The organism is Thauera sp. SWB20, from assembly GCF_000831325.1.
Classification (GTDB): domain Bacteria; phylum Pseudomonadota; class Gammaproteobacteria; order Burkholderiales; family Rhodocyclaceae; genus Thauera; species Thauera aminoaromatica.
On record NZ_JTDM01000019.1, the window covers coordinates 326709 to 349308 of the forward strand.

A 22600-nucleotide genomic window follows, 5' to 3' on the forward strand; every position below is an offset into this window, starting at 1 on the left:
GCCCTGACCGGAGCGCCCCTTCGTTTTACGGCGGGCCGGTGGCGGCCCCTGTCTCGAGCGAGCACACATGTTCGATTTCGGCTTTTCGGAACTCGTGGTGATCGGCATCGTGATGCTGATCGTGGTCGGGCCGGAGCGCCTGCCCAAGGTCGCGCGCACCGCCGGGCACCTGCTCGGGCGCGTGCAACGCTACGTCTCCGACGTCAAGTCCGACATCCAGCGCGAGATGCAGCTCGAGGAACTCAAGAAGCTGCAGGAACAGGTGCGGCACCAGGCGCAGGAACTCGAGACCTCGGTGCGCACCGGTGTCGCCGGGGTCGAGTCGGGAATCGGCGAGACGGTCGCCGAGGTGCGCTCCATCCTCCCCGAGTCGCCTGCCTCCGCGTCGGGCACCGCGGCGCCCGCGCCGGCCGGCGCTCCGACGCCCGTCGCGAATCCGGCGGCAGCGCCCGCGCCGGCCGGAGCGGATGCGACGCCCGCCCGTCCCGCCCCGCAACTCGAGCTTGGGCTGGATAGCACGCCCCGCACCGCGCCTGGAGCTGACAAGGTCAAGGCATGAGCGAACAACAGGAAACCTTCATCGCCCACCTGATCGAGCTGCGCGACCGCCTGATCCGCGCGCTGCTCGCGATCGTGATCGTCTTCGTCTGCCTGATGCCGTGGGCGGGCGCGATCTACGACATCCTCGCCAAGCCGATGATGGACACGCTGCCTGCGGGTACCAACATGATCGCCACCGGCGTGGTGACGCCCTTCTTCGTCCCGGTCAAGGTGACGATGATGGTCGCCTTCGTGTTCGCGCTGCCCTGGGTGCTCTACCAGGCCTGGGCCTTCATCGCGCCCGGGCTGTACGCGCACGAGAAGCGCCTCGCCCTGCCGCTGGTGCTCGGCAGCACGCTGCTTTTCCTGCTCGGCATGGCCTTCTGCTATTTCTTCGTGTTCGGCACGGTGTTCAAGTTCATCGCCGAATTCGCTCCCAAGAGCATCGTCCCGGCGCCGGACATCGAGCAGTACCTGTCCTTCGTGATGTCGATGTTCATCGCCTTCGGCATCACCTTCGAGGTGCCGGTGGCGGTGATCCTGATGGTCAAGGCCGGCATCGTCGATGTCGCCAAGCTGCGCGAGTCGCGCCCTTACGTGATCGTCGGCGCCTTTGTGGTCGCCGCCATCGTCACCCCGCCGGATGTGGTCTCGCAGTTCATGCTGGCCGTGCCGATGTGCCTGCTCTACGAGCTTGGCATCGTGCTCGCGGGCATGCTGTCCAGGCCTTCCCCTCAGCAGGAGGCCGCCGGCGAGACGGTACAGCAGCTCGCCGGGCCGGCTGCTGCGGATGGCGAGGGCGAGCCCCGCTGAATGCCGCGGGCCGCGTCGGTCGGTGCCTCAGCGCGCGGCGGGCGGGATCGGGCGGCGGCCCACTTCCACCTCGAGGTCGAGCGCCTCGGCGCCGCGCCGCACCCTGAACACCGCACGCTTGCCGGGTGAGAGCGCCGCGACCATGTCGAGCATCGCGCGCGGGTCGCGCACGCTCTCGCCGTCGAGCGCGACCAGGACGTCGCCCGGACGCACGCCCGCCCGATCTGCCGGGCTGCCGCGCAGTACGCCGGCGATGAGCGCGCCGCCGGCGTCGCGATAGCCGAACGAGGCGGCCAGTTCGGGTGTGAGGTCCTGGATCTCCACGCCCACCCAGCCGCGCACGACCTCGCCGGTGGCGACGATCTGCTCGAGCACGTCGCGCGCGATCGAGACCGGGATTGCGAAGCCGATGCCGAGCGAACCGCCCGAGCGCGAGTAGATCGCCGTGTTGATGCCGACCAGGCTGCCCGCGCTGTCGACCAGCGCGCCACCCGAGTTGCCCGGGTTGATCGCGGCGTCGGTCTGGATGTAGTTCTCGAAGGTGTTGATGCCGAGCTGGCTGCGACCGAGCGCCGAGACGATGCCCATGGTGACCGTCTGGCCGACGCCGAAGGGGTTGCCGATCGCCAGCACCACGTCGCCCACCGCGAGGCTGTCGGCGGCCGGGAAGGTGATCGCCGGAAGCGCCTCGGCGCCGTCGATGCGCAGCACCGCGAGGTCGGTCTCGGGGTCGCGCCCGACCAGGCGGGCGGCGAACTTGCGGCCGTCGTTGAGCGCGACCTCGATCGCGTCGGCGGTCTCGATGACGTGGTTGTTGGTGAGTACGTAGCCGTCGGGGCTGACGATGACGCCCGAGCCGAGGCCGGATTCGCTCGGTGCGCTGTCCGGGCGCTCCCCGAAGAAGTGGCGGAACAGCGGGTCGTCGAGCAGCGGGTGGCGCTGGCCGCGACCGCCCTTGCTGGTGAAGATGTGCACTACCGCCGGCATCGAACGCTGTGCAGCCGGGGCGTAGGAGCCTGCCGCCGGCGCACGCTCGCTGCCCGCAGGTGCCTCGAGGATCGCCACCACCGCCGCGGGCGTGGCCTTGCGCAGCCATTCCGGCTTGAGGGTGTTGAGCACGAACAGCACGGCGACGCTGACGGTCACCGCCTGCGCGAAGATGAGCCACAAGCGGCGCATAATGTCGGGCTTCAAAGAAGAAGGGGTCGCGCCCGGCCGGCCGGAGCGTTCTCCGGTCGAGGAGCCACGCGCGAAGCAAGGATGAAGGAGGACGCATGCAGCTCACCGAACTCGGGGGTCATCTCGACACCCTGCTCGACGCTTCACGGCTGAAGGATTATTGCCCAAACGGCCTGCAAGTGGAAGGACGCGCGGAGGTCCGGCGCGTGCTGTGCGGGGTGACTGCCAGCCAGGCCCTGCTCGACCTTGCAGCAACGGGGGCGTATGACGCCGTCTTCGTTCACCATGGCCTGTTCTGGAAGGGCGACGACGGTCGCGTGACCGGCTTCCGGCGTCGGCGCCTGCATACCCTGCTCGCCAACGACATCAGCCTGTTCGCCTACCATCTGCCGCTCGACGTGCATCCGGAGCTCGGCAACAACGCGCAACTCGCGCGCCTGATGGGCTGGCAGGGGACGGCGCGCTTCGCCGACCAGGAGCTGGGCTGGATCGGCCGGCCGGCGCGGGAGGGCGAGCGTGCGGACGAGATCGCGCGCGCGCTTGCCCGGCGGCTCGGGCGCGAGCCGCTGCTGGTCGGTGACGGCGAGCGTACGGTGCGCCGGATCGCCTGGTGCACCGGCGGTGCGCAGGGCTTTTTCGAGCAGGCGATCCTGGCCGGGGCCGAGCTCTACGTGTCGGGCGAGATCTCCGAGCCCACGGTGCATCTGGCGCGCGAGTCCGGCGTGCCCTACATCGCCGCCGGCCACCACGCCACCGAGCGCTACGGCGCACGCGCCATGGCGCACTACCTGAACGAGGTGCTCGGGCTGGAGGCGAGCTTCGTCGACCTCGACAACCCGGTCTAGCGCCGGGGGGGCTCGTCCGCGGCCGGCGGGCAGGGGCCGAGGTCTTCCTCGAGGATGGCGGTGAGGGTGAGGATCTCGTCGATCACCGAGAACGGGAAGCCGGCGCGGGTGCCGTTGCGGTTGTCGCGCAGCAGCTGCTGCAGGTGGCGCTGGCAGGCGGCGGTGCGCCATGTCTTCTGCAGGGCCTCGCAGATGTGCGGCAGGTCCTCCAGGCTCATCTTCGACGCCCGCAGCGCGTCGTAGCTCTGCCAGTTGACCGTGGTGACGTTGAAGGTCTTGTTGAGCTCCCCGGCGATCGCGTTGAACTCGTCGCGCAGGCCCGCTGCCCGGTAGACCTCGAGCAGCTTGAGCCAGGGCGAGACCGCTTCGCGCGGATTGCCGCGGATGAACTCGGCGAGCGTCTCGGCTGCGCCGCGGACGCGGCCGAAGCTCATCATGATGTCGGCGAGCTCGACCGCGGACTTGTGCTCCTGGATGGTCTCGGTTGCCGTCCCCGCCGGCCACTCGAGGCGAGTGTCGACGGTGCCGACGCCGAAGCCTAAGCCGGTCTCTTCGGCCCGCGCGCGGCCCTTGCGGGACTCCGCGCTGCCGAGCGTTGTTGCGGTGGCGGTGTCCGTCGGCCGACTGGACGGCGCTGCCGGCGTCGGACGCCGCGAGCGGCGCAACAGCGCGACGAGGGCCAAGGCGGCAAACCCGAGTCCGCCGAACAGGTAGGCGTCGCGGCCCCAGGCGTTCTCGGCCGCGAGCGCAGGGCGCTTTTCGGCGGGGGTGACCGGCTCGGTCCGCGGCGGAGGCGAGGCGGGGACTGCGACGGCCGGGGCGGTTGCGACGGCGGGGACGGCCTGCATCCTCAGCAGGCGCTCCTTCAGCCCGGCCTGGATTTCCTCGAGCTCCTTGATGCGGGCGAGCAGCTCCATCTCGGCGATGATGCTGCGGTCGATCGCCGCGGCAAGCGCGCGCTCGCGCTCCGCGTGATTGCGCGGGGGGGCGTCGCCATGCGCCGCCGTGGTCCCGCCCGTGCTCCGCGTGGCGACGGTCTTGTCCACGACGAGCCGGTCGGGTCCCTGGGCGACAACCGGTGCCGGTGCCGCTTCGGACTGCGGCGCGGCGGGGCGCAGGTCGGGCAGGCGCAGCGCCGTGCCTGCGGGCAGGACGCGGGTGAGTGCGGCGGCGTCGGCGAACAGCTTCGGGTTTGCCGCGGCGGTCGCCTCGATGAAGCGCGCCTGCGCGGCGGGGTCGTCCGGGTACAGCGACGACGCCAGGGTGACGAGCGATTCGTCGCCGCTCGTGCCGAGGGTGCGCGCGCGTGGTTTCGGCGCCGCCTTCGCCTGCGCGGGCGGTGCCGTGCGCGGTGTCCGCGCGGGCGCGCGGGCGGCCGGGGGTGGCGCGGCGGCTGCCACCGCAGCCGCCGGCAGGCGGGCGCCGGGTGCGAAGGGCATCAGCAGCGTGTACTCGCGCCGCAGGCGCGCCTCGCACACGTTCTCGATCGCCAGCTTCAGCACCGGCTCGTTGACGCGGGCGGCGTCCCGCACCACCAGGCGCGCTTCGGCACCGCTGCCGCTGACGGCGATACGGCCCTGGCGCAAGGCCGGAAACTCTCCACCGGAGAGGGGGGCGACGCGAAAGCATTCGGCATCGGCAGGTTTTCCGTCCGGCAGGCGGATCTCCGCGCGGAAGCTCTCCCCCATCGCGGAGAGTGCGGCGACCTCGCCGAGCGCCACCGCCGCCGCGGGAGGGGCGGTGCCGAGCGAGGCGAGGGCGATTGCGACTGCGATTGCGAGCGGCATGCTGTTGTTGTTCATATTCCGCGCGTCCGGCGGTGGATCGAATGATTGCCGAGTTTTAGCAGACTCGCCGTAGGCATTCCAGCGACTCGTGCCGCAATGCGACCGTGTTTTGTTGCAGGTGTGACGTATTCAGCGTTCCCGGATGCTTCCGCCACACGGCAGCCGGCACGGTGCGGGATGCGGGTGGAGCGGGCCCGGTGCGGCTGCCGGCGCATGGCTGTGCACCGCGCAAAACCAGTTATAATTATGGGGTCTTGCGACCGCGGCGTGCGCGCCCGGTCCGCGGGTCGGGTCGGGGGGTCCCGATTCCAGTGCGGCGGGCGACGGTCGAGGGAGACGGCGCCGGTCGTGGAGCGATCGCTCCGAAGCATGCCATCAACCTGTCCGCGGCGGCGGCTGCCGTCGCGGCTTCGATCGAAGGGCAACCATGAAAATTCATGAGTATCAGGCAAAAGAACTGTTGAGGAAGTACGGCGTCGTCACGCCGCGCGGTTTCCACTGCGTATCGGTGGACGCTGCCGTGAAGGCGGCCGAGGAACTCGGCGGCAAGATCTGGGTGGTCAAGGCCCAGATCCACGCCGGCGGCCGCGGCAAGGGCGGCGGCGTCAAGCTCGCCCGCTCGCTCGACGAAGTGCGCCAGCACGCCAACGACATCCTCGGCATGCAGCTCGTGACCCACCAGACCGGCCCCGAAGGCCAAAAGGTGCGCAACCTGCTGATCGAGGAAGGCGCCGACATCAAGCACGAATACTACGTCGCGGCGCTGACCGATCGTGCCACCCAGACGGTCGCCATGATGGCCTCCTCCGAAGGCGGCATGGACATCGAGGAAGTCGCCCACAACACCCCCGAGAAGATCATCAAGGTCTTCGTCGATCCGCTCGTCGGTCTCACCGACGCGCAGGCCACCGAGCTTGCCAAGGGCATCGGCGTGCCCGAAGGCTCGGTCGCCAAGGCGGTCGACGCCTTCAAGAAGCTCTACACCTGCTACATGGAGACCGATGCCTCGCTGGCGGAAATCAACCCGCTGATCCTCGAGGGCAACGGCAACATCAAGGCGCTCGACGCGAAGTTCAACTTCGACTCCAACGCCCTCTACCGTCACCCGGAGATCGTCGATTTCCGCGACTTCGACGAAGAGGATGCCGACGAGATCGAAGCCTCCAAGTACGACCTCGCCTACATCAGCCTCGACGGCAACATCGGCTGCCTGGTGAACGGCGCCGGCCTGGCGATGGCCACCATGGACACGATCAAGCTGTTCGGCGCCGAGCCGGCCAACTTCCTCGACGTCGGCGGCGGCGCGACCACCGAGAAGGTCACCGAAGCTTTCAAGATCATGCTCAAGAACCCCCAGGTCAAGGGCATCCTGGTCAACATCTTCGGCGGCATCATGCGCTGCGACACCATCGCCACCGGCGTGGTCGCCGCGGCCCGCGAAGTGAACCTCTCCGTCCCCCTCGTGGTGCGCATGAAGGGCACCAACGAAGACCTCGGCAAGAAGATCCTCGCCGATTCGGGCCTGCCGATCATCGCCGCCGACACGATGGCGGAAGCCGCGACCAAGATCGTCGCTGCGGTCAAGTAAGGAGCACTTCGAATGTCCATCCTGATCAACAAAGACACCAAGGTCATCACCCAGGGGATTACCGGCAAGACCGGCCAGTTCCACACCGAGAAGTGCATCGAGTACGCCAACGGCAAGAACTGCTTCGTCGCCGGCGTGAACCCGAAGAAGGCCGGCGAGAAGATCCTCGACGTGCCGATCTACGGCTCGGTCAAGGATGCCAAGGACGCCACCGGCGCCACCGTCTCGGTGATCTACGTGCCGCCCGCCGGCGCGGCCGCCGCGATCTGGGAGGCCTGCGAGGCCGACCTCGACCTGGCGATCTGCATCACCGAGGGCATCCCGGTCCGCGACATGCTGGTCGTGCGCAACAGGATGAAGCAGAAGGTCGCCGCCGGCGGCAAGGAAACCCTGCTGCTCGGTCCCAACTGCCCCGGCCTGATCACGCCCGACGAGATCAAGATCGGCATCATGCCCGGCCACATCCACCGCAAGGGCCGCATCGGCGTGGTCTCGCGCTCCGGCACGCTGACTTATGAAGCCGTCGCCCAGCTCACCGAGATCGGCCTCGGTCAGTCCTCGGCGGTCGGCATCGGCGGCGACCCGATCAACGGCCTCAAGCACATCGACGTGATGCGCATGTTCAACGACGATCCGGACACCGACGCGGTGATCATGATCGGCGAGATCGGCGGTCCGGACGAAGCCGAAGCCGCGCAGTGGTGCAAGGCCAACATGAAGAAGCCGATCGTCGGCTTCATCGCCGGCGTCACCGCGCCGGCCGGCAAGCGCATGGGCCACGCCGGCGCGCTGATCTCCGGCGGCGCCGACACCGCCGACGCCAAGCTCGCCATCATGGAAGAGTGCGGCTTCAAGGTCACGCGCAACCCGTCCGAGATGGGCAAGCTGCTCAAGGCGATGCTGTAAGCCGTCCCCCGGGGCATGGCAAGGGGCGCCGGATTTTCCGGCGCCCTTTTTTGTTAACCGGCGCGGTGCGCGCGCTAGAATGGGCGGAGGATTCCTCGCAGGCGGCGCAGGCGCGCCGGCCGTTCCACTTACAGACGGGTATGGGCATGCCGAAGTTGGTTCTCAGCATGGACGGGCTGGTGCTCAAGGAAATGGCGCTCGTCAAGGAGCGCACCACCATCGGGCGCAAGCCGGACAACGACATCCAGATCGATAATCTCGCGATCAGCGGCCATCACGCGGTGATCACCTGCATCACCAACGACGCCTTCCTCGAGGACCAGAACAGCACCAACGGCACCTACCTCAACGGCCAGCCGGTCAAGAAGAACGTGCTGCGCAACAACGACGTCATCGAGCTCGGCAAGTACCGCATCAAGTACATCGTGGACGATGCCAAGCCCGGGCTGGCGCCGTCCGAGATGATCGAGACCGCGGCCTACAAGGCCTTCGAGATGCCGCGCGCCACGACCGAGACGGTGCTTCCGCCGGGTGCGCCGGCGCCGAGCGACACGCAGATCCTCTCCGCCGCCGCGCGCCAGGCCGGCACCGCGGCCGCGGCCGCCACCGCCGCCTCCGCGGCGGGCGAGGGGCAGGGTGTGATCCAGGTGCTCAGTGGCGCCAACGCCGGGCGCGAGCTGCCGCTCACCAAGTCGCTCACCACGCTCGGCAAGCCGGGGCGCCAGGTCGCGGTGATCACGCGCCGCCCGCACGGCTACTTCATCACCCACGTCGAGGGGGCGAGTTTTCCGCTCGTCAACGGCAGGGCGATCGACGCCCAGGCGCGTCCCCTGCGCGACCACGACATCATCGAGATCGCGGGCGTCAAGATGGAGTTCTTCCTGCGCGCCTGAGGGGCCGGGGAGGGCGTGACATTCTCCCGCGCGGCCGGCGCGCGGTCGGTGCTAAGGTTTCGCATGGGTTTGCACGGTGGCCTCCGGCCGCCGCGGACGCGGATGACGGAGGCCATGAAGCTCAAGGTGCTGGGGTGCAGCGGCGGAATCGGCGGGGCGCAACCGCGCACCACCTCGTTCCTGCTCGACGACGACATCCTGATCGACTGCGGGACGGGCGTCGGCGACCTGACGCTGGACGAGCTGGCGCGGATCGACCACGTCTTCCTCACCCATGCGCACCTCGACCACATCGCCGCGCTGCCGCTGATGATCGACTCGGTGGGCGAACTGCGCCAGGCGCCGGTGCAGGTGCATGCGACGCCCGAGACCATCCGCATCCTGCACTCGCACATCTTCAACTGGCTGGTGTGGCCCGATTTTTCCGCGATTCCCGACCACCACCAGCCCTTCATGCGCTTCCATCCGATCCACGTCGGCGAGCGCCGCGATTGCGGCGGGCGCGGCATCACCGCGCTGCCTGCCCGCCATACCGTCCCCGCGGTGGCCTACCGGCTCGACAGTGCGCACGGGCAGCTGGTGTTTTCCGGAGATACCGCCTACTGTCCCGAGCTGATCGAGGCGATCAACGACTGTCCGCAACTGCGCCACCTCATCCTCGAGACCGCCTTCGCCGAGGAACAGCACGGGCTCGCCGTGGCTTCGCGCCACCTCTGCCCGAGCATGGCGCGCGCGGTGCTCGACGAGATCCGCGGCACGCCCGAGATCCACATCAGCCACCTCAAGCCGGGCGTCGGGCAGCGCATCATCGACCAGCTCGGGGCCTGCGCGCCCGGACGACCGCTGCGCGCACTCGGTCGCGGCGACCTCCTGGAGTTCTGATGCGGGTACCGGGCGCGGCGCGGAATCCGCTACCTTGCATGCCACCGCTCGCCCCCGGGCGTCTCCATCCCGAGGAATCCTCATGAACACCTCCGTGTCCAGCGCCGTCACGCACCGTCTCGCCTTCTTCAAGGGCTTGCAGACGCTGACCAACCGCATCCATGCGAGCAAGGACACCGACGAGATCATGCTCGAGCTCGCGCCCGAGCTGTGCTCGCTGTTCGAGGCCGAGCGCTTCACCATTTACGCGCTGGAGGAGGGCGGGGCCTCGATCGTCACCCGGGTCAAGACCGGGCTGAGCGGGGTGCAGAGCATCCGCCTGCCGATCGGCGAGAACAGCATCGCCGGCTTCGTCGCGCTGAGCGGCCAACTGGTCAATATCCGCGACGTGTACGACGACGAGGAGCTGCGCCGAATCTCGCCGCACCTCGCGCTGCGCCGCGAGGTCGACGCCAGCACCGGCTTCCACTCGCGCCAGATGCTGGTCGCGCCCATCCGCGATCCCGACACCGGCAGCCTGCTCGGGGTCGTGCAGCTCATCAACACGCTCAACCGCGAACCCTTCTCCAAGATGACCGAGGAGGGGCTGATGGGGCTCGCACAGACGCTCGGCGTCGCCTTCCTGCGCCACAACCGCCAGGCCGGGCGCCTGCGTTCGCGCTTCGAGGCGCTGGTGGTCGATGGCCGCATCACCGCCGAGGAGTTCGCCGACGCCACCCGCGAGGCGCGCGAGAGCGGGGCGGGCACCGAGAACCTGCTGATCGAGCAGCTCGGCCTCAGCCACGCCGAACTCGGCGCAGCGGCCTCGCGCTATTTCGGCGTGCCCTATCAGCCCTTCGTCGCCAACCACGTCAAGCCGATGGACCTGCTGCGCAACATCAAGCGCGAGTTCGTCGAGCGCAGCCTGTGGCTGCCCTGGGAGGAGAACCCCGAGGGCGTGGTGATCCTGTGCGTCGACCCCGAGCAGGTGCGCAGCTCGGGCGTGGCGCAGAACGTGCTGCCGAAGAAGCGGCTGACCTACCGCGTCACCACCCAGCGCGACTTCGAGCTGACGGTCGAGCAGTTCTTCGGTGTGACCCTGGACGACGCCTCGGTCTCGGACCTGCTGTCCGGTCTCGACGATCACGAGGAGGACGCCCTCTCGCTCCGGGACGAGGTCAACGCCGCCGCCGACAACGAGCTCGTCAAGCTGGTCAACAAGATCATCATCGACGCCTATCGTCAGGGCGCCTCCGACATCCACATCGAGCCCCGCCCGGGCAAGGAGAAGACCCAGATCCGCTTCCGCAAGGACGGCTCGCTGGTGCCCTACATCGAGATCCCGGCAAGCTACCGCAACCCGCTCGTCACCCGCATCAAGATCATGTGCGACCTCGACATCTCCGAGCGCCGCAAGCCGCAGGACGGCAAGATCCGCTTCCGCAAGTTCGCCCCGGTCGACCTGGAGCTGCGCGTGGCCACGCTGCCCACCCAGGGCGGCATGGAGGACGTGGTGATGCGCCTGCTCGCGCACAGCGAGCCGATCCCGATCGACCAGCTCGGCCTGCTGCCCTTCAATCTCGAGCGCCTCAAGAGCGCGATCGCCAAGCCCTACGGCATCTTCTTCGTGTGCGGCCCCACCGGCTCGGGCAAGACCACCACGCTGCACTCCATCCTGAGCTACATCAACACCCCGGATACCAAGATCTGGACGGTCGAGGACCCGGTCGAGATCACCCAGAAGGGCCTGCGCCAGGTGCAGGTCAACCGCAAGGCCGGCATCGACTTCGCCACCATGATGCGCGCCTTCCTGCGCGCCGACCCGGACGTGATCATGGTCGGCGAGATGCGCGACCACGAGACCGTCTCGGTCGGCATCGAGGCCTCGCTGACCGGCCACCTGGTGTTCTCGACCCTGCACACCAACAGCGCGCCCGAATCGGTCGTGCGCCTGCTCGACATGGGCATGGACCCGTTCAACTTCGCCGACGCGCTGCTCGGCGTGCTCGCCCAGCGCCTGGCCAAGCGCCTGTGCCTGAAGTGCCGGGTACCCTACCGCGTCGGCGAGGACGAGCTCGCCAGCCTGCTCGACGAATATTGCGAGGACATGCACCTGACCCCGGACTTCGCCGCCGACCCGAAGACCGCCCGCGAGCGCGTGCTGGGGCGCTGGCGCGAGGCCTTCGGCGACAAGGACGGCGGCTTCAGGCTCTACCGCGCGGTCGGCTGCGAGCACTGCAACCAGGGCTACAAGGGGCGGGTCGGCCTGCACGAGCTGATGCTCGGCTCCGACGCGATCAAGCGCCAGATCCAGTCGCGCGGCCGCGTCGACCAGATCCTCGGCCAGGCGCTCGCCGAAGGCATGCGCACGCTGCGCCAGGACGGCATCGAGAAGGTGCTCGCCGGCATCACCGACATGAAGCAGGTGCGCAAGGTCTGCGTGCGCTGAGCGCGGCAGGGGCGGCCGATCGGCGGGGCGCGGGTTAGAATCCGCGCTGCCACCCGCACCGGAGCCCACCATGTACCGCATCGCCCCCAGCCTGCTGTCCGCCGACTTCGCCCGCCTCGGCGAGGAGGTTCGCGACGTCATCGCCGCCGGCGCCGACTGGATTCACTTCGACGTGATGGACAACCACTACGTCCCCAACCTCACCATCGGCCCGCTGGTGTGCGAGGCCATCCGCCCGCACACCTCGGCGCCGATCGACGTGCACCTGATGGTGAAGCCGGTCGATCGCATCGTGCCCGACTTCGCCAAGGCCGGCGCCAACGTCATCACCTTCCACCCCGAGGCCTCCGAGCACGTCGACCGCACGCTCGGGCTGATCCGCGACGCCGGCTGTCAGGCCGGCCTGGTGTTCAACCCGGCCACCCCGCTCGACTGGATGGACCACGTCATGGACAAGCTCGACGTGGTGCTGCTGATGAGCGTCAACCCGGGCTTCGGCGGGCAGAAGTTCATCCCCGAGACCCTCAACAAGCTGCGCGCCGCGCGTGCCAGGCTGGACGCCTACGAGGCGCGCAGCGGTCGCCGCATCCTGCTCGAGATCGACGGCGGGGTGAAGACCGACAACATCGCCGCGATTGCCCGCGCCGGAGCCGACACCTTCGTCGCCGGCTCCGCGGTATTCGGTGCCGCGAAGGCCGCCGATCCGCACCGCTACGACTCGATCCTGGGTGCGCTGCGCGCCGAGCTCGCCGCGGTGCAGGCATGAGGATGGACGCGCGCTTCGCGCCGCGCGCGGTGCTGTTCGACCTCGACGGCACCCTGCTCGACACCATCGCCGACCTCGCCGACGCCGCCAACCTCATGCTCGCCGAGCTCGCCCGCCCGGCGCGCAGCCTGGAGGAGATCCACAGCTTCGTCGGCAAGGGCATTCCCAACCTGGTGCGGCGCTGCCTCACCGAGGGCACGCACGCCGATGAGGACGAGATCGACTCCGCCGTGGCCGTGTTCCGCCGCCACTATGCTGTGGTCAACGGCGCGCGCACGCGCATCTACCCCGGGGTCGGCGAACTGCTCGAGCGCCTGCGCGGACACGGGCTGCCGCTGGCGGTGGTCACCAACAAGGCCGAGGCCTTCACGCTGCCGTTGCTCGAGCGCATGGCGATTGCGCACTATTTCGACGCCGTGGTCAGCGGCGACACCTTGCCGGTCAAGAAACCCGACCCGGCGATGCTGCACCTGGCCTGCGCGCGCCTCGGCGTGGCCGCCCGGCAGGCGCTGATGGTCGGCGACTCGGCCAACGACGCCTTCGCCGCGCGCGACGCGGGCATGCCGGTGCTGCTGGTGCGTTACGGCTACAGCGAAGGCATGCCGGTGGACAGCATCGAATGCGATGGGCTACTATCGAACGCACTCGAAGTGCTGGACCATATCGGTCCTGCATAGGCGCAAACCGGCGGCAGGGGCGGCGCAATCCCTCGCAATCCCGCTGCGGGCTCGCAAGGTCCGGTGGCTGCGCCGGCGCCCTTTCATCCGCCCTCGTCCGTCTCTCCACCAACGACTTCATCGTGATGCTCGCACCCCGGGATCGCCTGTTCTCCGCCTCGTCCTCCGCCCAGCCCGACTGGCGCGGCGGCTGGCGTTGGCCTTTGGGCCACTGAACGCGACCTCCCCCTGCGGGGCCCGCCGCGCACGCTGCGCGACGCCTTCCCCGCCCGCTGCAAGCCCTTCCGATCGATCCGTCCCACGTGGAGCCCCCATGCTCGAACACGAATTCAACGCCCTCGCCGCCGAGGGCTACAACCGCATCCCGCTCACCCTCGAGACCTTCGCCGACCTCGACACCCCGCTCTCCATCTACCTGAAGCTCGCCAACGAGCCCTACACCTACCTGCTCGAATCGGTGCAGGGCGGCGAGCGCTTCGGGCGCTATTCCTTCATCGGCCTGTCCTCGCCCACCCGCATCGAGGTCTATGGCCGCTCCGCCCTGCTGCTCACCGGCAACCGCCTGGTCGAGCGTCGCGACTACGGCGACCCGCTCAACTTCGTCGCCGAGTTCATGAACCGCATCAAGGTGCCGCCGCGCCAGCACCTGCCGCGCTTCGCCGGCGGTCTGGTGGGCTGTTTCGGCTACGACACCGTGCGCTACATCGAGCCGCGCCTGGCCAAGACCGAGAAAGCCGACACCGTCGGCACGCCCGACATCCTGCTGCTGCTGTCGGAAGAAGTCGCGATCGTCGACAACCTCAGTGGCAAGCTCACCCTCGTCGTCTATGCCGAGCCCGAGGTGCCGGGCGCGTACAAGCGCGCGCAGAGGCGCCTGCGCGAGCTCCTCGCCCGCCTGCGCGAGGCGGTGGAGATCCCCGAGGAGTTCCGCGGCGAGTCCGCCGAGCCGGTGTCGAGCTTCGGCGAGGAAGCCTTCAAGGACGCGGTGCGCCGCGCCAAGCAGTACATCGTCGACGGCGACCTCATGCAGGTCGTGCTGTCGCAGCGCATGAGCAAGCCCTACGCCGCCAGCCCGATGGCGCTGTACCGCGCGATCCGCTCGCTCAACCCCTCGCCCTACCTGTTCTACTTCAACCTCGAGGACTTCCACGTCGTCGGCGCCTCGCCCGAGATCCTCACCCGGCTCGAGGACGACGTCGTCACCGTGCGTCCGATCGCCGGCACCCGCAAGCGCGGCGCCACCCCGGCCGAGGACCTTGCGCTCGAACAGGAACTGCTCGCCGATCAGAAGGAGATCGCCGAGCACGTGCAACTGCTCGACCTCGGCCGCAACGACGCCGGCCGCGTCTCCGAGGTCGGCACGGTCAGGGTCACCGAGCGCTTCACCGTCGAGCGCTACTCGCACGTGATGCACATCGTCTCCAACGTCGAAGGCAAGCTGCGCGAGGGCCTCGACGCGCTCGCCGTGCTGCGCGCCACCTTCCCCGCGGGCACCGTGTCGGGCGCGCCCAAGGTGCGCGCGATGGAGATCATCGACGAGCTCGAGCCGGTCAAGCGTGGCATCTACGCCGGCGCGGTGGGCTACCTCGGCTTCCATGGCGACATGGACCTGGCGATCGCGATCCGTACCGCGGTGGTGAAGGACGGCCAGATCCACGTCCAGGCCGGCGCCGGCATCGTCGCCGACTCCGACCCCGACGCCGAGTGGAACGAGACCCAGAGCAAGGCGCGCGCGATGCTGCGCGCCGCCGAGATGGCCGAAGGCGGACTCGACACCCGCTTCTGAGCGCGGCGCCTGCGCCGCCCTCCGTCCACCACGCCTCGATACTGGCGATGCCCGCGCGGCGCGCGGCTTCGCGAAGGGAAAGACCATGCTGCTGATGATCGACAACTACGACAGCTTCACCTACAACCTCGTGCAGTACTTCGGCGAACTCGGCGCCAAGGTCAAGGTGTATCGCAACGACGAGATCACCCTCGAGCAGATCGGCCGCCTCGCGCCCGAACATCTCGTCATCTCGCCCGGGCCGTGCTCCCCGGCCCAGGCCGGCATCTCGGTGGCGGCGATCAAGGCCTTCGCCGGCAAGCTCCCCATCCTGGGCGTCTGCCTCGGCCACCAGAGCATCGGCGAGGCCTTCGGCGGGCGCGTCGTGCACGCGAAGCGCCTCATGCACGGCAAGACCTCGCCGGTGCATCACATCGACCAGGGCGTCTTCCGCGGCCTGCCCAACCCGCTCACCTGCACGCGCTACCATTCGCTGGCGATCGAACGCGCCAGCCTGCCCGATTGTCTGGAAGTGACGGCGTGGACCGAGGACGGCGAGATCATGGGCGTGCGCCACAGGACGCTCGACGTCGAGGGCGTGCAGTTCCACCCCGAGTCCATCCTCACCGAGTGCGGCCACGCGCTGCTGAAGAACTTCCTCGACCGCGGCGCCAGCCAGCCGGCGGCCGCCTGAAACGAACGCTGCGAGAGCCCCATGACCACGATTACCGCCCAGCAAGCCCTGCAACGCACGATCGAACACCGCGAGATCTTCTTCGACGAGATGCTCTCGCTGATGCGCCAGATCATGGCCGGCGAGATCTCCCCGGTGATGACCGCCGCCATCCTCACCGGCTTGCGCGTCAAGAAGGAGACCATCGGCGAGATCACCGCCGCCGCCACGGTGATGCGAGAGATGTCCACCAAGGTCGTGGTCGAGCCGCCGCACGACCACTTCCTCGACGTCGTCGGCACCGGTGGCGACGGCGCCAACACCTTCAACATCTCCACCACCACGATCTTCGTCGCCGCGGCCGCCGGCGCGCGCGTCGCCAAGCATGGCGGACGCGGGGTGTCGTCCAAGTCGGGCGCGGCCGACGTGATCGAGGCGCTCGGCGTCAACCTGGATCTCACCCCGCAGCAGGTCGCCGAGTGCATCGAGGCCACCGGCATCGGCTTCATGTACGCGCCCGCCCACCACAGCGCGATGAAGAACGTCGCCCCGGTGCGGCGCGAGATGGGTGTGCGCACCATCTTCAACATCCTCGGCCCGCTCACCAACCCGGCCGGCGCGCCCAACACGCTGATGGGCGTGTTCCATCCCGACCTGGTCGGCATCCAGGCGCGCGTGATGCAGCGCCTCGGCGCCAACCACGTGCTGGTGGTGCATGGCCTGGACGGCATGGACGAGGTCAGCCTGGGCGGTGCCACCCTGGTCGGCGAGCTCAAGGACAACAAGGTCGTCGAGTACGAGATCCACCCCGAGGACTTCGGCCTCGCCATGGCGGGCAGCCGCCAGCTGCGCGTCGAGGACGCCGCCGAGTCGCGCGAGGTGCTGCTTGGCGTGCTCGACAACCGCCCCGGCCCGGCGCGCGAGATCGTCGCCTTCAACGCCGGCGTGGCGCTGTACACGGCCAACCTGGTCGACACCATCGGCGCCGGCATCCTGCGTGCGCGCGAGATCATCGAGAGCGGCGCCGCGCGCGCCAAGCTCGACGAGTTCGTGCGTTTCACCCGGCAGTTCGGGAGCGGCCGATGAGCGACATCCTGCAGAAGATCTGCGCGGTCAAGGTCGAGGAGGTCGCCGCGGCCGCCGCCGCGCGGCCGCAGTGCCTGGTGCGCGAGGACGCCGCCGCGCAGCCGCCGGCGCGCGACTTCGTCGGCGCGATCCGCGCCAGGCACGCTGCCCGCCGCCCCGCGGTGATCGCCGAGATCAAGAAGGCCAGCCCCTCCAAGGGCGTGATCCGGGCCGACTTCCACCCCGCCGAGATCGCCGCCGACTACGAGCGTGCCGGCGCCGCCTGCCTTTCGGTGCTGACCGATCGCGGCTTCTTCCAGGGGGCGCCCGAGTACCTGCAGGCCGCGCGCGCCGCCTGCCACCTGCCGGTGCTGCGCAAGGACTTCCTCGTCGATCCTTACCAGGTCTTCGAGGCGCGCGCGATGGGCGCCGACGCCATCCTGCTGATCGCCGCCTGCCTGGATCTGGCGCAGATGCGCGACATGGAGCAGCTCGCGACCGAGCTCGGCATGGCGGTGCTGGTCGAGGTGCATGACGGCGCCGAACTCGAGCACGCGCTGCAGCTCGACACCCCGCTGATCGGCATCAACAACCGCAACCTGCGCAGCTTCGAGGTCTCGCTGCAGACCACGCTCGACCTGTTGCCGCGCATCGCCAGCGGCGCGGCGGGCCGCATCGTGGTCACCGAGTCGGGCATCCTGAAGCCCGAGGACGTCGCCCTGATGCAGGCCAATGCGGTGCACACCTTCCTGGTCGGCGAGGCCTTCATGCGTGCGCCGCATCCGGGCGCCGAGCTGCAGGCGCTGTTCGGCCGCTGAGGCGCCCGGGTGAGCGCGCACGACCACGACGCCTCGCCCGCGCCCGCCGCGCCGCCACGCCGGCGCCGGCTGGCGCGCGCGCTCGGCTGGGGCGTCGCGCTGCCGCTGGCGCTGCTGTGCGGCGGCGGCGCCTGGCTCGCCGGCACGCAATCCGGCCTCGACGCCGCGCTCGGCCTCGCCGCCCGGGCCACTTCCGGCGCGCTGCAGGTCGAGGGCGCGCGCGGCCGGCTGTTCGGCCGTCTCGACGTGGATCGGCTGGCCTGGCGCGGGCCGGGGCTGGAGCTCGAAGTGCGCGCGCTCTCGCTCGCGTGGACGCCCGCGGCGCTGCTGCAGCGCCGCGTCGATATCGAGCATCTGACCGCGGGTCGCGTGCTGCTCGCCCAGGCGGTGGCCGAGGACCCGCCCGCCTCTGCGCCCCTGGCGGCGCCATCCTCCTTGGCGCTGCCGGTCGCGATCGCGCTGCGCCGGCTCGCCGTCGGCGCCTTCCTGATGCGCGAACTGCCCGCAGGCGGTGACCTTGCCGTGCCGCTCGCCGGCGCCACACCGGGTTCGGCGGACGCTGCCGCGCCGGTGCAGGGCGAGGTCGCGGCTGCGGCGGGCGAGGCGGCGCAGGCGCTCGATCGCGCCGCCGACGTCGCCAGCGACCCGGCGCTCGCAGCCGAGGCCGCGACCGAGGTCGCCGCCGAGCAGGGCCTGGTGTTCTCTCGCCTGGAGGCCGCGCTCTCCAGCGACGGCCGCCATCACCGCCTCGAATCCCTCTCCGTCGCGCTGCCGCAGGGCCGCGCCCGCGCGGCGCTCGCGCTCGACGGCGTGGCGCCCTTCGCGCTCGCAGGCGAGGCGGGCTTCGACGGCGTGGTCGAGACCCACGCCGTCGCGGTGCAGGCGACGCTGGCCGACAGCCTGCTCGAACCGCGCCTGCAGGCCAAGGCCACGCTGGGTGCGGCGCATGCCCAGATCGAGGCCCGGGTCGAGAGCTTCGCCGCCGATCCCCTGCGGCAACTGCGGCTGAAGGCCGGCGGCATCGATCCGGCGGCCTTCGCTGCCGGTGCGCCCAGCGGCGAGTTCGCCATCGAGGCCGAGCTCGCCGCCCCCGCCGCGGGCGAAGGCCTGCTCGCCGGCCCGATCCGCGTCACCAACGCCCGCCCGGCCGCGGTGGACGCCGGCGGGATTCCGCTCGAGGCGCTGTCGGCGCAACTCGACTGGAAGCGCGCCGAGCTCGCCCTCGACGCCGTCGAGTTCCGCCTCGCCGGCGGCGGCACCATCGCCGGTCGCGTGGCCTGGCACCCGCCTGCGCTGCCCGACGCGACCGCCTCCGCCGCGCCAGCGGCCGAGGCCGGGTTCGGCCAGTTCGTCGCTGCGCTCGAACTCGCCGGCATCGATACGCGCGCGCTCGACGGCCGCCTGCCGCGTCAGATCGTCGCCGGCCGGGTGGATGCCGAGGCCGGCGCGCAGCGCCAGACGGCGCGGCTGGCCCTCATGGTGGGCGCGGCGCGCATCGACGCCGACGCCAGCCTGAGCGTCGTGCCCGCCGCGCCCCCCTCGCCGGTGGCCGCTGCGAGCGCCGCCGGCGAGGGGGGGGCGCAAACCGCTCGTGAAGGCGCCGCTGCCCCCCCTGTTCCTGCGCAGGCAACGGACCTGCCCGCCGCCGTGCACGCCGGAGCGGCACGCAGCTTCACCCTCTCGGCCCGCCTGCGCGGCGTCGATCCGCGCGCGCTGCGGTCCGAGCTGCCGAGCGCTCGCCTCGACCTCGATCTGGACGCGCGCGGCGACCTGTCTGCCGAGGGGCTGCCGCAGGCGGTCGCGCTCGACTTCACCCTCCCCGACAGCCGCCTCGACGGGCGCCCGCTGCGCGGTGAGGGCCGCCTGCGTGTCGAAGGCCTGCGCGTGCCCGAGGCGAAGATCGACCTGAACATAGCCGGCAACACCCTGCGCGCCGAGGGGGCTTTCGGCGCGCCCGGCGACAGCCTGGCGCTGCGCCTGGACGCGCCCGCGCTGGCGGCGATCGGCTTCGGGCTCGGCGGGCGCGCCGGCGCCGAGGGCCGCATCGGTGGCACGCTGGAAGCGCCCAACGGGCGCCTGGACCTCTTCGGCGAGAACCTCGCCCTGCCCGGCGACGTGCGCCTGGCGGGCTTGAACGCCCGTGTCCGCCTCGATTCCGGCATCGACGGCCCCTTCGAGCTCGCGCTCGGCCTCAGCAGGCTCGGCAGCCGCGCGCGCGGCGCCGACGGCGCGCCACCGCCCGACTGGCTGGCGAGTGCGCGCATCGAGGCCGGCGGCACGCGCGCGCGCCACCGCCTCGACGCCGACCTCGCCACACCGAAAGTGGAGGGCGTCGCCGACACCCTGCGCCTCGCGCTCGAAGGCGGCCTGCCTGCGGGCGAGGCGCCGCGCTGGAGCGGCCGCCTCACCGCGCTCGAGGTCGGCGGACGTTTCCCCGCCCGTCTGCAGGCGCCGGCCACGCTCGAGCTCGGCGCCGATCGCGTGCGCCTCGGTCGCGTCGAGATCGAGGCCGGCGACAAGGGCCGCATCCGCCTGCTCGAGACCGCCTGGTCGCCGACGCAGAGCGTGCTGCGCGGCGACCTCGCCGGGCTGGTGGTCGAGACCGAACCCCGGCGCCGCGACGGCCGTCCGCGCCGCAACGCCGACCCGCTGAGCCTGGGGGCGCGCTGGGACCTCGCGGTCGGGCGCACGCTGGAGGGCGAGGCGCGCGTGTTCCGCGAATCCGGCGACATCAGCGTGGAGGGCGAGCTGCGTACCCGGCTCGGCCTGGAGAAGCTCGAGGCGGTGCTGAACGCGCGCGGCGATCGCATCGACCTCGCCGTCGACGTGCAGGGCAAGGAGCTCGGCAGCGTGCAGGGCGAGGCCGGGCTGCGCGCGCGACGCGGTGCCGACGGCCTGTGGAGCGTGCCGCCGGCGACCGCGATCCGCGGCGCGGCGCGGATCGACATGCCCTCGCTCGCCTGGCTCGGGCGCCTCTCGCAGGAGAGCGTCGAGCTCGCCGGGCGCATCCGGGGCGACTTCACCGTGGGCGGCACGATCGAGTCGCCGCGTGCGAGCGGCCGCATCGAGGGACGCGAGCTCGGCTTCACCCTCGTCGACCAGGGCCTGATGCTCGCTGGTGGCGAGCTCGATGTCGACTTCGACCAGGAGCGCGTGCGCCTGGAGCGGCTCGAGTTCGTCTCCGAGAACCGCGTGCGTCCGCGCGAGAATCGCATCCCTTTCGAGCGCCTCACCGCCACGCCCGGGCGCTTCACCGCGCGCGGCGAGCTTGCGCTCGACAGCGGCGCGGGCGATTTCCGCTTCGACGCCGACCGCCTGCCGCTGCTGCAGCGCGACGACCGCTGGATGCTGCTATCGGGCGGCGGCACGGCGCGCAGCACCTTCGAGTCGCTGGCGCTGGACGCGGAGTTCCGCGCCGACGCCGGCTACCTCGAGTTCGCCGAGGCGCTGCCGCCCAGCCTCTCCGACGACGTCGTCGTGCTCGGGCGTGAGCCCGCACCGGCGCAGCAGGGCGGCGGCTTCGCGGTGAATGCGGATGTCAGCGTCGGCCTCGGCGACGCGCTCTACCTCTCGGCGCTCGGCCTCGAGACGCGGCTCGCCGGCGGGCTGCGCATCCGCCTGCAGCCGGGGCGGCCGCTGTCGGCGGTGGGCACGATCGAGACCGTGGGCGGCGGCTACCGCGGCTATGGCCAGAACCTCACCCTGGAGCGCGGCCTGATCAACTTCCAGGGCCCGCTCGACGCGCCCGGGCTGAACATCGTCGCGCTGCGCAAGGGCCTGGAGGTGGAGGCCGGGGTGGCGATCACCGGCAGCGCCAAGCGCCCGCAGATCAAGCTGGTGTCCGATCCCGAGGTGCCCGACCCCACCAAGCTGTCGTGGATCGTGCTCGGGCGCGCGCCGGACGCCGGCTCCGGCGCCGACCTCGGCCTGCTGCTCCCGGCCGCCGCGGCCCTGCTCGGCGGGCCGGGTGGCGGCATGACCGAGGAGCTCTCGCGCAGCCTCGGCTTCGACTCCTTCTCGATCGGCCAGGGCGAGCTCAACAGCACCACGCGCACGCGCAGCAGCCGGGTGCTCGGCAGCGGTCAGACGGTCTCGGGCGGGCCCTCGGTCGCCGGCCAGGTGCTGAGCCTGGGCAAGCGCCTCGGGCCGGACCTTTTCCTCAACTTCGAGCAGGGCCTGGGCGGGGCCGCCACCCTGGTCAAGCTGACCTACCAGGTCTCGCGCCGCCTGTCGGTGATCGCACGCGGCGGCACCGACACCGCCCTCGACCTCCAGTACGGCTTCTCCTTCCGTTGAGGCGCGTTGCGGGCGGGGAATGATTCCCCTCCCGTGCGGTCTCTCCGATGCCATGACCAACCCCGATGGAGCGAACAGATGACAGAGAGCAAGAACGATCCGGTACGCGAGACCGCCATCCTGGGCGGGGGCTGTTTCTGGTGCCTGGAGGCGGTGTTCGACCTGGTGGCCGGCGTGGATGAGGTCGTGCCCGGCTATTGTGGCGGCCACGTCGAGCTGCCGAGTTACCGCGACGTGTGCTCCGGCGGCACCGGTCACGCCGAAGTGGTGAAGATCGTGTTCGATCCGGCGAAGGTGAGCTACCGTGAGCTGCTCGACGTCTTCTTCACCATCCACGACCCCACCACGGTCGACCGCCAGGGCAACGACGTGGGCCCGCAGTACCGCTCGGTGATCTTCGCCACCTCCGAGGCGCAGCTGCACACCGCGCTCGCCACCATCGAGGCGCTCGGCGAGCGCCGCGTGTTCCCGAAGGCGATCGTCACCCGGGTCGAGCGTGCGCCGCGCTTCTGGCCGGCCGAGCCGGAGCACCACGACTACTATGTGAACAACAGCGACCAGCCGTATTGCCAGTACGTGGTGGCCCCCAAGATCACGAAATTCCGCAGCCACTTCGACCTGCGCCGCTGGCCCGAAGGCAGCAGGTAGAATGCGCGCTTTCACTCACGGCAGGAGAACG

General features: G+C 70.5%; 18 protein-coding genes. 16 read left to right on the forward strand and 2 right to left on the reverse strand.

Annotated elements, in window-relative coordinates; genetic code table 11:
* The first annotated feature begins 67 nt into the window (after positions 1-67).
* On the forward strand, positions 68-559 hold the full coding sequence (tatB, locus tag PO78_RS13395; protein ID WP_012584705.1) for a Sec-independent protein translocase protein TatB: 492 nt from the start codon (positions 68-70) through the stop codon (positions 557-559).
* Positions 556-1353, forward strand: coding sequence for a twin-arginine translocase subunit TatC (gene tatC, locus PO78_RS13400; RefSeq protein ID WP_004326515.1), 798 nt, complete (start codon positions 556-558; stop codon positions 1351-1353). The genes tatB and tatC overlap by 4 nt, the downstream gene beginning before the upstream one ends.
* Before the next feature lie 27 nt (positions 1354-1380).
* Here the strand turns inward: tatC and PO78_RS13405 are convergent, their stop codons facing one another.
* Positions 1381-2532, reverse strand: coding sequence for a trypsin-like peptidase domain-containing protein (locus PO78_RS13405; RefSeq protein ID WP_012584706.1), 1152 nt, complete (start codon positions 2530-2532; stop codon positions 1381-1383).
* A 95-nt stretch (positions 2533-2627) separates the two neighbouring features.
* Between PO78_RS13405 and PO78_RS13410 the strand changes: the two genes are divergently transcribed.
* Entirely contained in the window at positions 2628-3377 is a 750-nt protein-coding gene (locus tag PO78_RS13410; protein ID WP_043744343.1) for a Nif3-like dinuclear metal center hexameric protein, read from the forward strand.
* Here the strand turns inward: PO78_RS13410 and PO78_RS13415 are convergent.
* The gene (locus PO78_RS13415; RefSeq protein WP_043744346.1) at positions 3374-5179 is read right to left on the reverse strand and encodes a type IV pilus assembly protein FimV; all 1806 of its coding nucleotides are present in this window, start codon (positions 5177-5179) and stop codon (positions 3374-3376) included. The two genes, PO78_RS13410 and PO78_RS13415, sit on opposite strands and share 4 nt — an antisense overlap.
* A gap of 412 nt (positions 5180-5591) precedes the next feature.
* Here PO78_RS13415 and sucC point away from each other — a divergent pair, with 412 nt between their 5' ends.
* The 13 genes from sucC (at position 5592) to msrA (ending at position 22569) form a co-directional block, all read left to right on the forward strand.
* Entirely contained in the window at positions 5592-6752 is a 1161-nt protein-coding gene (gene sucC / locus PO78_RS13420; RefSeq protein WP_004327114.1) for an ADP-forming succinate--CoA ligase subunit beta, read from the forward strand.
* A gap of 12 nt (positions 6753-6764) precedes the next feature.
* Positions 6765-7658, forward strand: coding sequence for a succinate--CoA ligase subunit alpha (sucD, locus tag PO78_RS13425; RefSeq protein WP_004327115.1), 894 nt, complete (start codon positions 6765-6767; stop codon positions 7656-7658).
* Positions 7659-7804: 146 nt separating this feature from the next.
* Positions 7805-8551: an FHA domain-containing protein gene (locus tag PO78_RS13430; RefSeq protein ID WP_041589783.1), complete on the forward strand. Its 747-nt coding sequence runs from the start codon at positions 7805-7807 to the stop codon at positions 8549-8551.
* A 114-nt stretch (positions 8552-8665) separates the two neighbouring features.
* Positions 8666-9433: a 3',5'-cyclic-nucleotide phosphodiesterase gene (locus PO78_RS13435; protein ID WP_004322784.1), complete on the forward strand. Its 768-nt coding sequence runs from the start codon at positions 8666-8668 to the stop codon at positions 9431-9433.
* An 82-nt stretch (positions 9434-9515) separates the two neighbouring features.
* On the forward strand, positions 9516-11861 hold the full coding sequence (locus PO78_RS13440; protein ID WP_004322783.1) for a GspE/PulE family protein: 2346 nt from the start codon (positions 9516-9518) through the stop codon (positions 11859-11861).
* A 70-nt stretch (positions 11862-11931) separates the two neighbouring features.
* Positions 11932-12627, forward strand: a complete 696-nt coding sequence (gene rpe / locus PO78_RS13445) for a ribulose-phosphate 3-epimerase (RefSeq protein WP_004322782.1) — start codon at positions 11932-11934, stop codon at positions 12625-12627.
* The gene (locus PO78_RS13450; RefSeq protein WP_040829465.1) at positions 12624-13304 is read left to right on the forward strand and encodes a phosphoglycolate phosphatase; all 681 of its coding nucleotides are present in this window, start codon (positions 12624-12626) and stop codon (positions 13302-13304) included. The genes rpe and PO78_RS13450 overlap by 4 nt, the downstream gene beginning before the upstream one ends.
* Positions 13305-13617: 313 nt before the next feature.
* Positions 13618-15090, forward strand: a complete 1473-nt coding sequence (trpE, locus tag PO78_RS13455; RefSeq protein ID WP_043744350.1) for an anthranilate synthase component I — start codon at positions 13618-13620, stop codon at positions 15088-15090.
* An 85-nt stretch (positions 15091-15175) separates the two neighbouring features.
* Positions 15176-15763: an aminodeoxychorismate/anthranilate synthase component II gene (locus PO78_RS13460; RefSeq protein WP_004322779.1), complete on the forward strand. Its 588-nt coding sequence runs from the start codon at positions 15176-15178 to the stop codon at positions 15761-15763.
* Between the two features lie 21 nt (positions 15764-15784).
* Positions 15785-16828: an anthranilate phosphoribosyltransferase gene (gene trpD / locus PO78_RS13465; RefSeq protein ID WP_004322778.1), complete on the forward strand. Its 1044-nt coding sequence runs from the start codon at positions 15785-15787 to the stop codon at positions 16826-16828.
* Positions 16825-17625 (forward strand): indole-3-glycerol phosphate synthase TrpC, encoded by an 801-nt coding sequence (trpC, locus tag PO78_RS13470; RefSeq protein ID WP_043744355.1) that lies wholly within the window; start codon positions 16825-16827, stop codon positions 17623-17625. Before trpD ends, trpC begins: the two co-directional genes overlap by 4 nt.
* 9 nt (positions 17626-17634) lie before the next feature.
* On the forward strand, positions 17635-21921 hold the full coding sequence (locus PO78_RS13475) for a translocation/assembly module TamB domain-containing protein (protein ID WP_043744358.1): 4287 nt from the start codon (positions 17635-17637) through the stop codon (positions 21919-21921).
* 78 nt (positions 21922-21999) lie between these two features.
* Positions 22000-22569, forward strand: coding sequence for a peptide-methionine (S)-S-oxide reductase MsrA (gene msrA / locus PO78_RS13480; protein WP_004307886.1), 570 nt, complete (start codon positions 22000-22002; stop codon positions 22567-22569).
* The last annotated feature ends 31 nt before the right edge of the window (positions 22570-22600 follow it).

Excerpts from the sequence above, each read along its gene's own strand:
- tatB (WP_012584705.1), top strand. The coding sequence starts at position 68 with ATGTTCGATTTCGGCTTTTCGGAACTCGTGGTGATCGGCATCGTGATG.
- tatC (WP_004326515.1), top strand. The coding sequence starts at position 556 with ATGAGCGAACAACAGGAAACCTTCATCGCCCACCTGATCGAGCTGCGC.
- PO78_RS13405 (WP_012584706.1), bottom strand. The coding sequence starts at position 2,532 with ATGCGCCGCTTGTGGCTCATCTTCGCGCAGGCGGTGACCGTCAGCGTC.
- PO78_RS13410 (WP_043744343.1), top strand. The coding sequence starts at position 2,628 with ATGCAGCTCACCGAACTCGGGGGTCATCTCGACACCCTGCTCGACGCT.
- PO78_RS13415 (WP_043744346.1), bottom strand. The coding sequence starts at position 5,179 with ATGAACAACAACAGCATGCCGCTCGCAATCGCAGTCGCAATCGCCCTC.
- sucC (WP_004327114.1), top strand. The coding sequence starts at position 5,592 with ATGAAAATTCATGAGTATCAGGCAAAAGAACTGTTGAGGAAGTACGGC.
- sucD (WP_004327115.1), top strand. The coding sequence starts at position 6,765 with ATGTCCATCCTGATCAACAAAGACACCAAGGTCATCACCCAGGGGATT.
- PO78_RS13430 (WP_041589783.1), top strand. The coding sequence starts at position 7,805 with ATGCCGAAGTTGGTTCTCAGCATGGACGGGCTGGTGCTCAAGGAAATG.
- PO78_RS13435 (WP_004322784.1), top strand. The coding sequence starts at position 8,666 with ATGAAGCTCAAGGTGCTGGGGTGCAGCGGCGGAATCGGCGGGGCGCAA.
- PO78_RS13440 (WP_004322783.1), top strand. The coding sequence starts at position 9,516 with ATGAACACCTCCGTGTCCAGCGCCGTCACGCACCGTCTCGCCTTCTTC.
- rpe (WP_004322782.1), top strand. The coding sequence starts at position 11,932 with ATGTACCGCATCGCCCCCAGCCTGCTGTCCGCCGACTTCGCCCGCCTC.
- PO78_RS13450 (WP_040829465.1), top strand. The coding sequence starts at position 12,624 with ATGAGGATGGACGCGCGCTTCGCGCCGCGCGCGGTGCTGTTCGACCTC.
- trpE (WP_043744350.1), top strand. The coding sequence starts at position 13,618 with ATGCTCGAACACGAATTCAACGCCCTCGCCGCCGAGGGCTACAACCGC.
- PO78_RS13460 (WP_004322779.1), top strand. The coding sequence starts at position 15,176 with ATGCTGCTGATGATCGACAACTACGACAGCTTCACCTACAACCTCGTG.
- trpD (WP_004322778.1), top strand. The coding sequence starts at position 15,785 with ATGACCACGATTACCGCCCAGCAAGCCCTGCAACGCACGATCGAACAC.
- trpC (WP_043744355.1), top strand. The coding sequence starts at position 16,825 with ATGAGCGACATCCTGCAGAAGATCTGCGCGGTCAAGGTCGAGGAGGTC.
- msrA (WP_004307886.1), top strand. The coding sequence starts at position 22,000 with ATGACAGAGAGCAAGAACGATCCGGTACGCGAGACCGCCATCCTGGGC.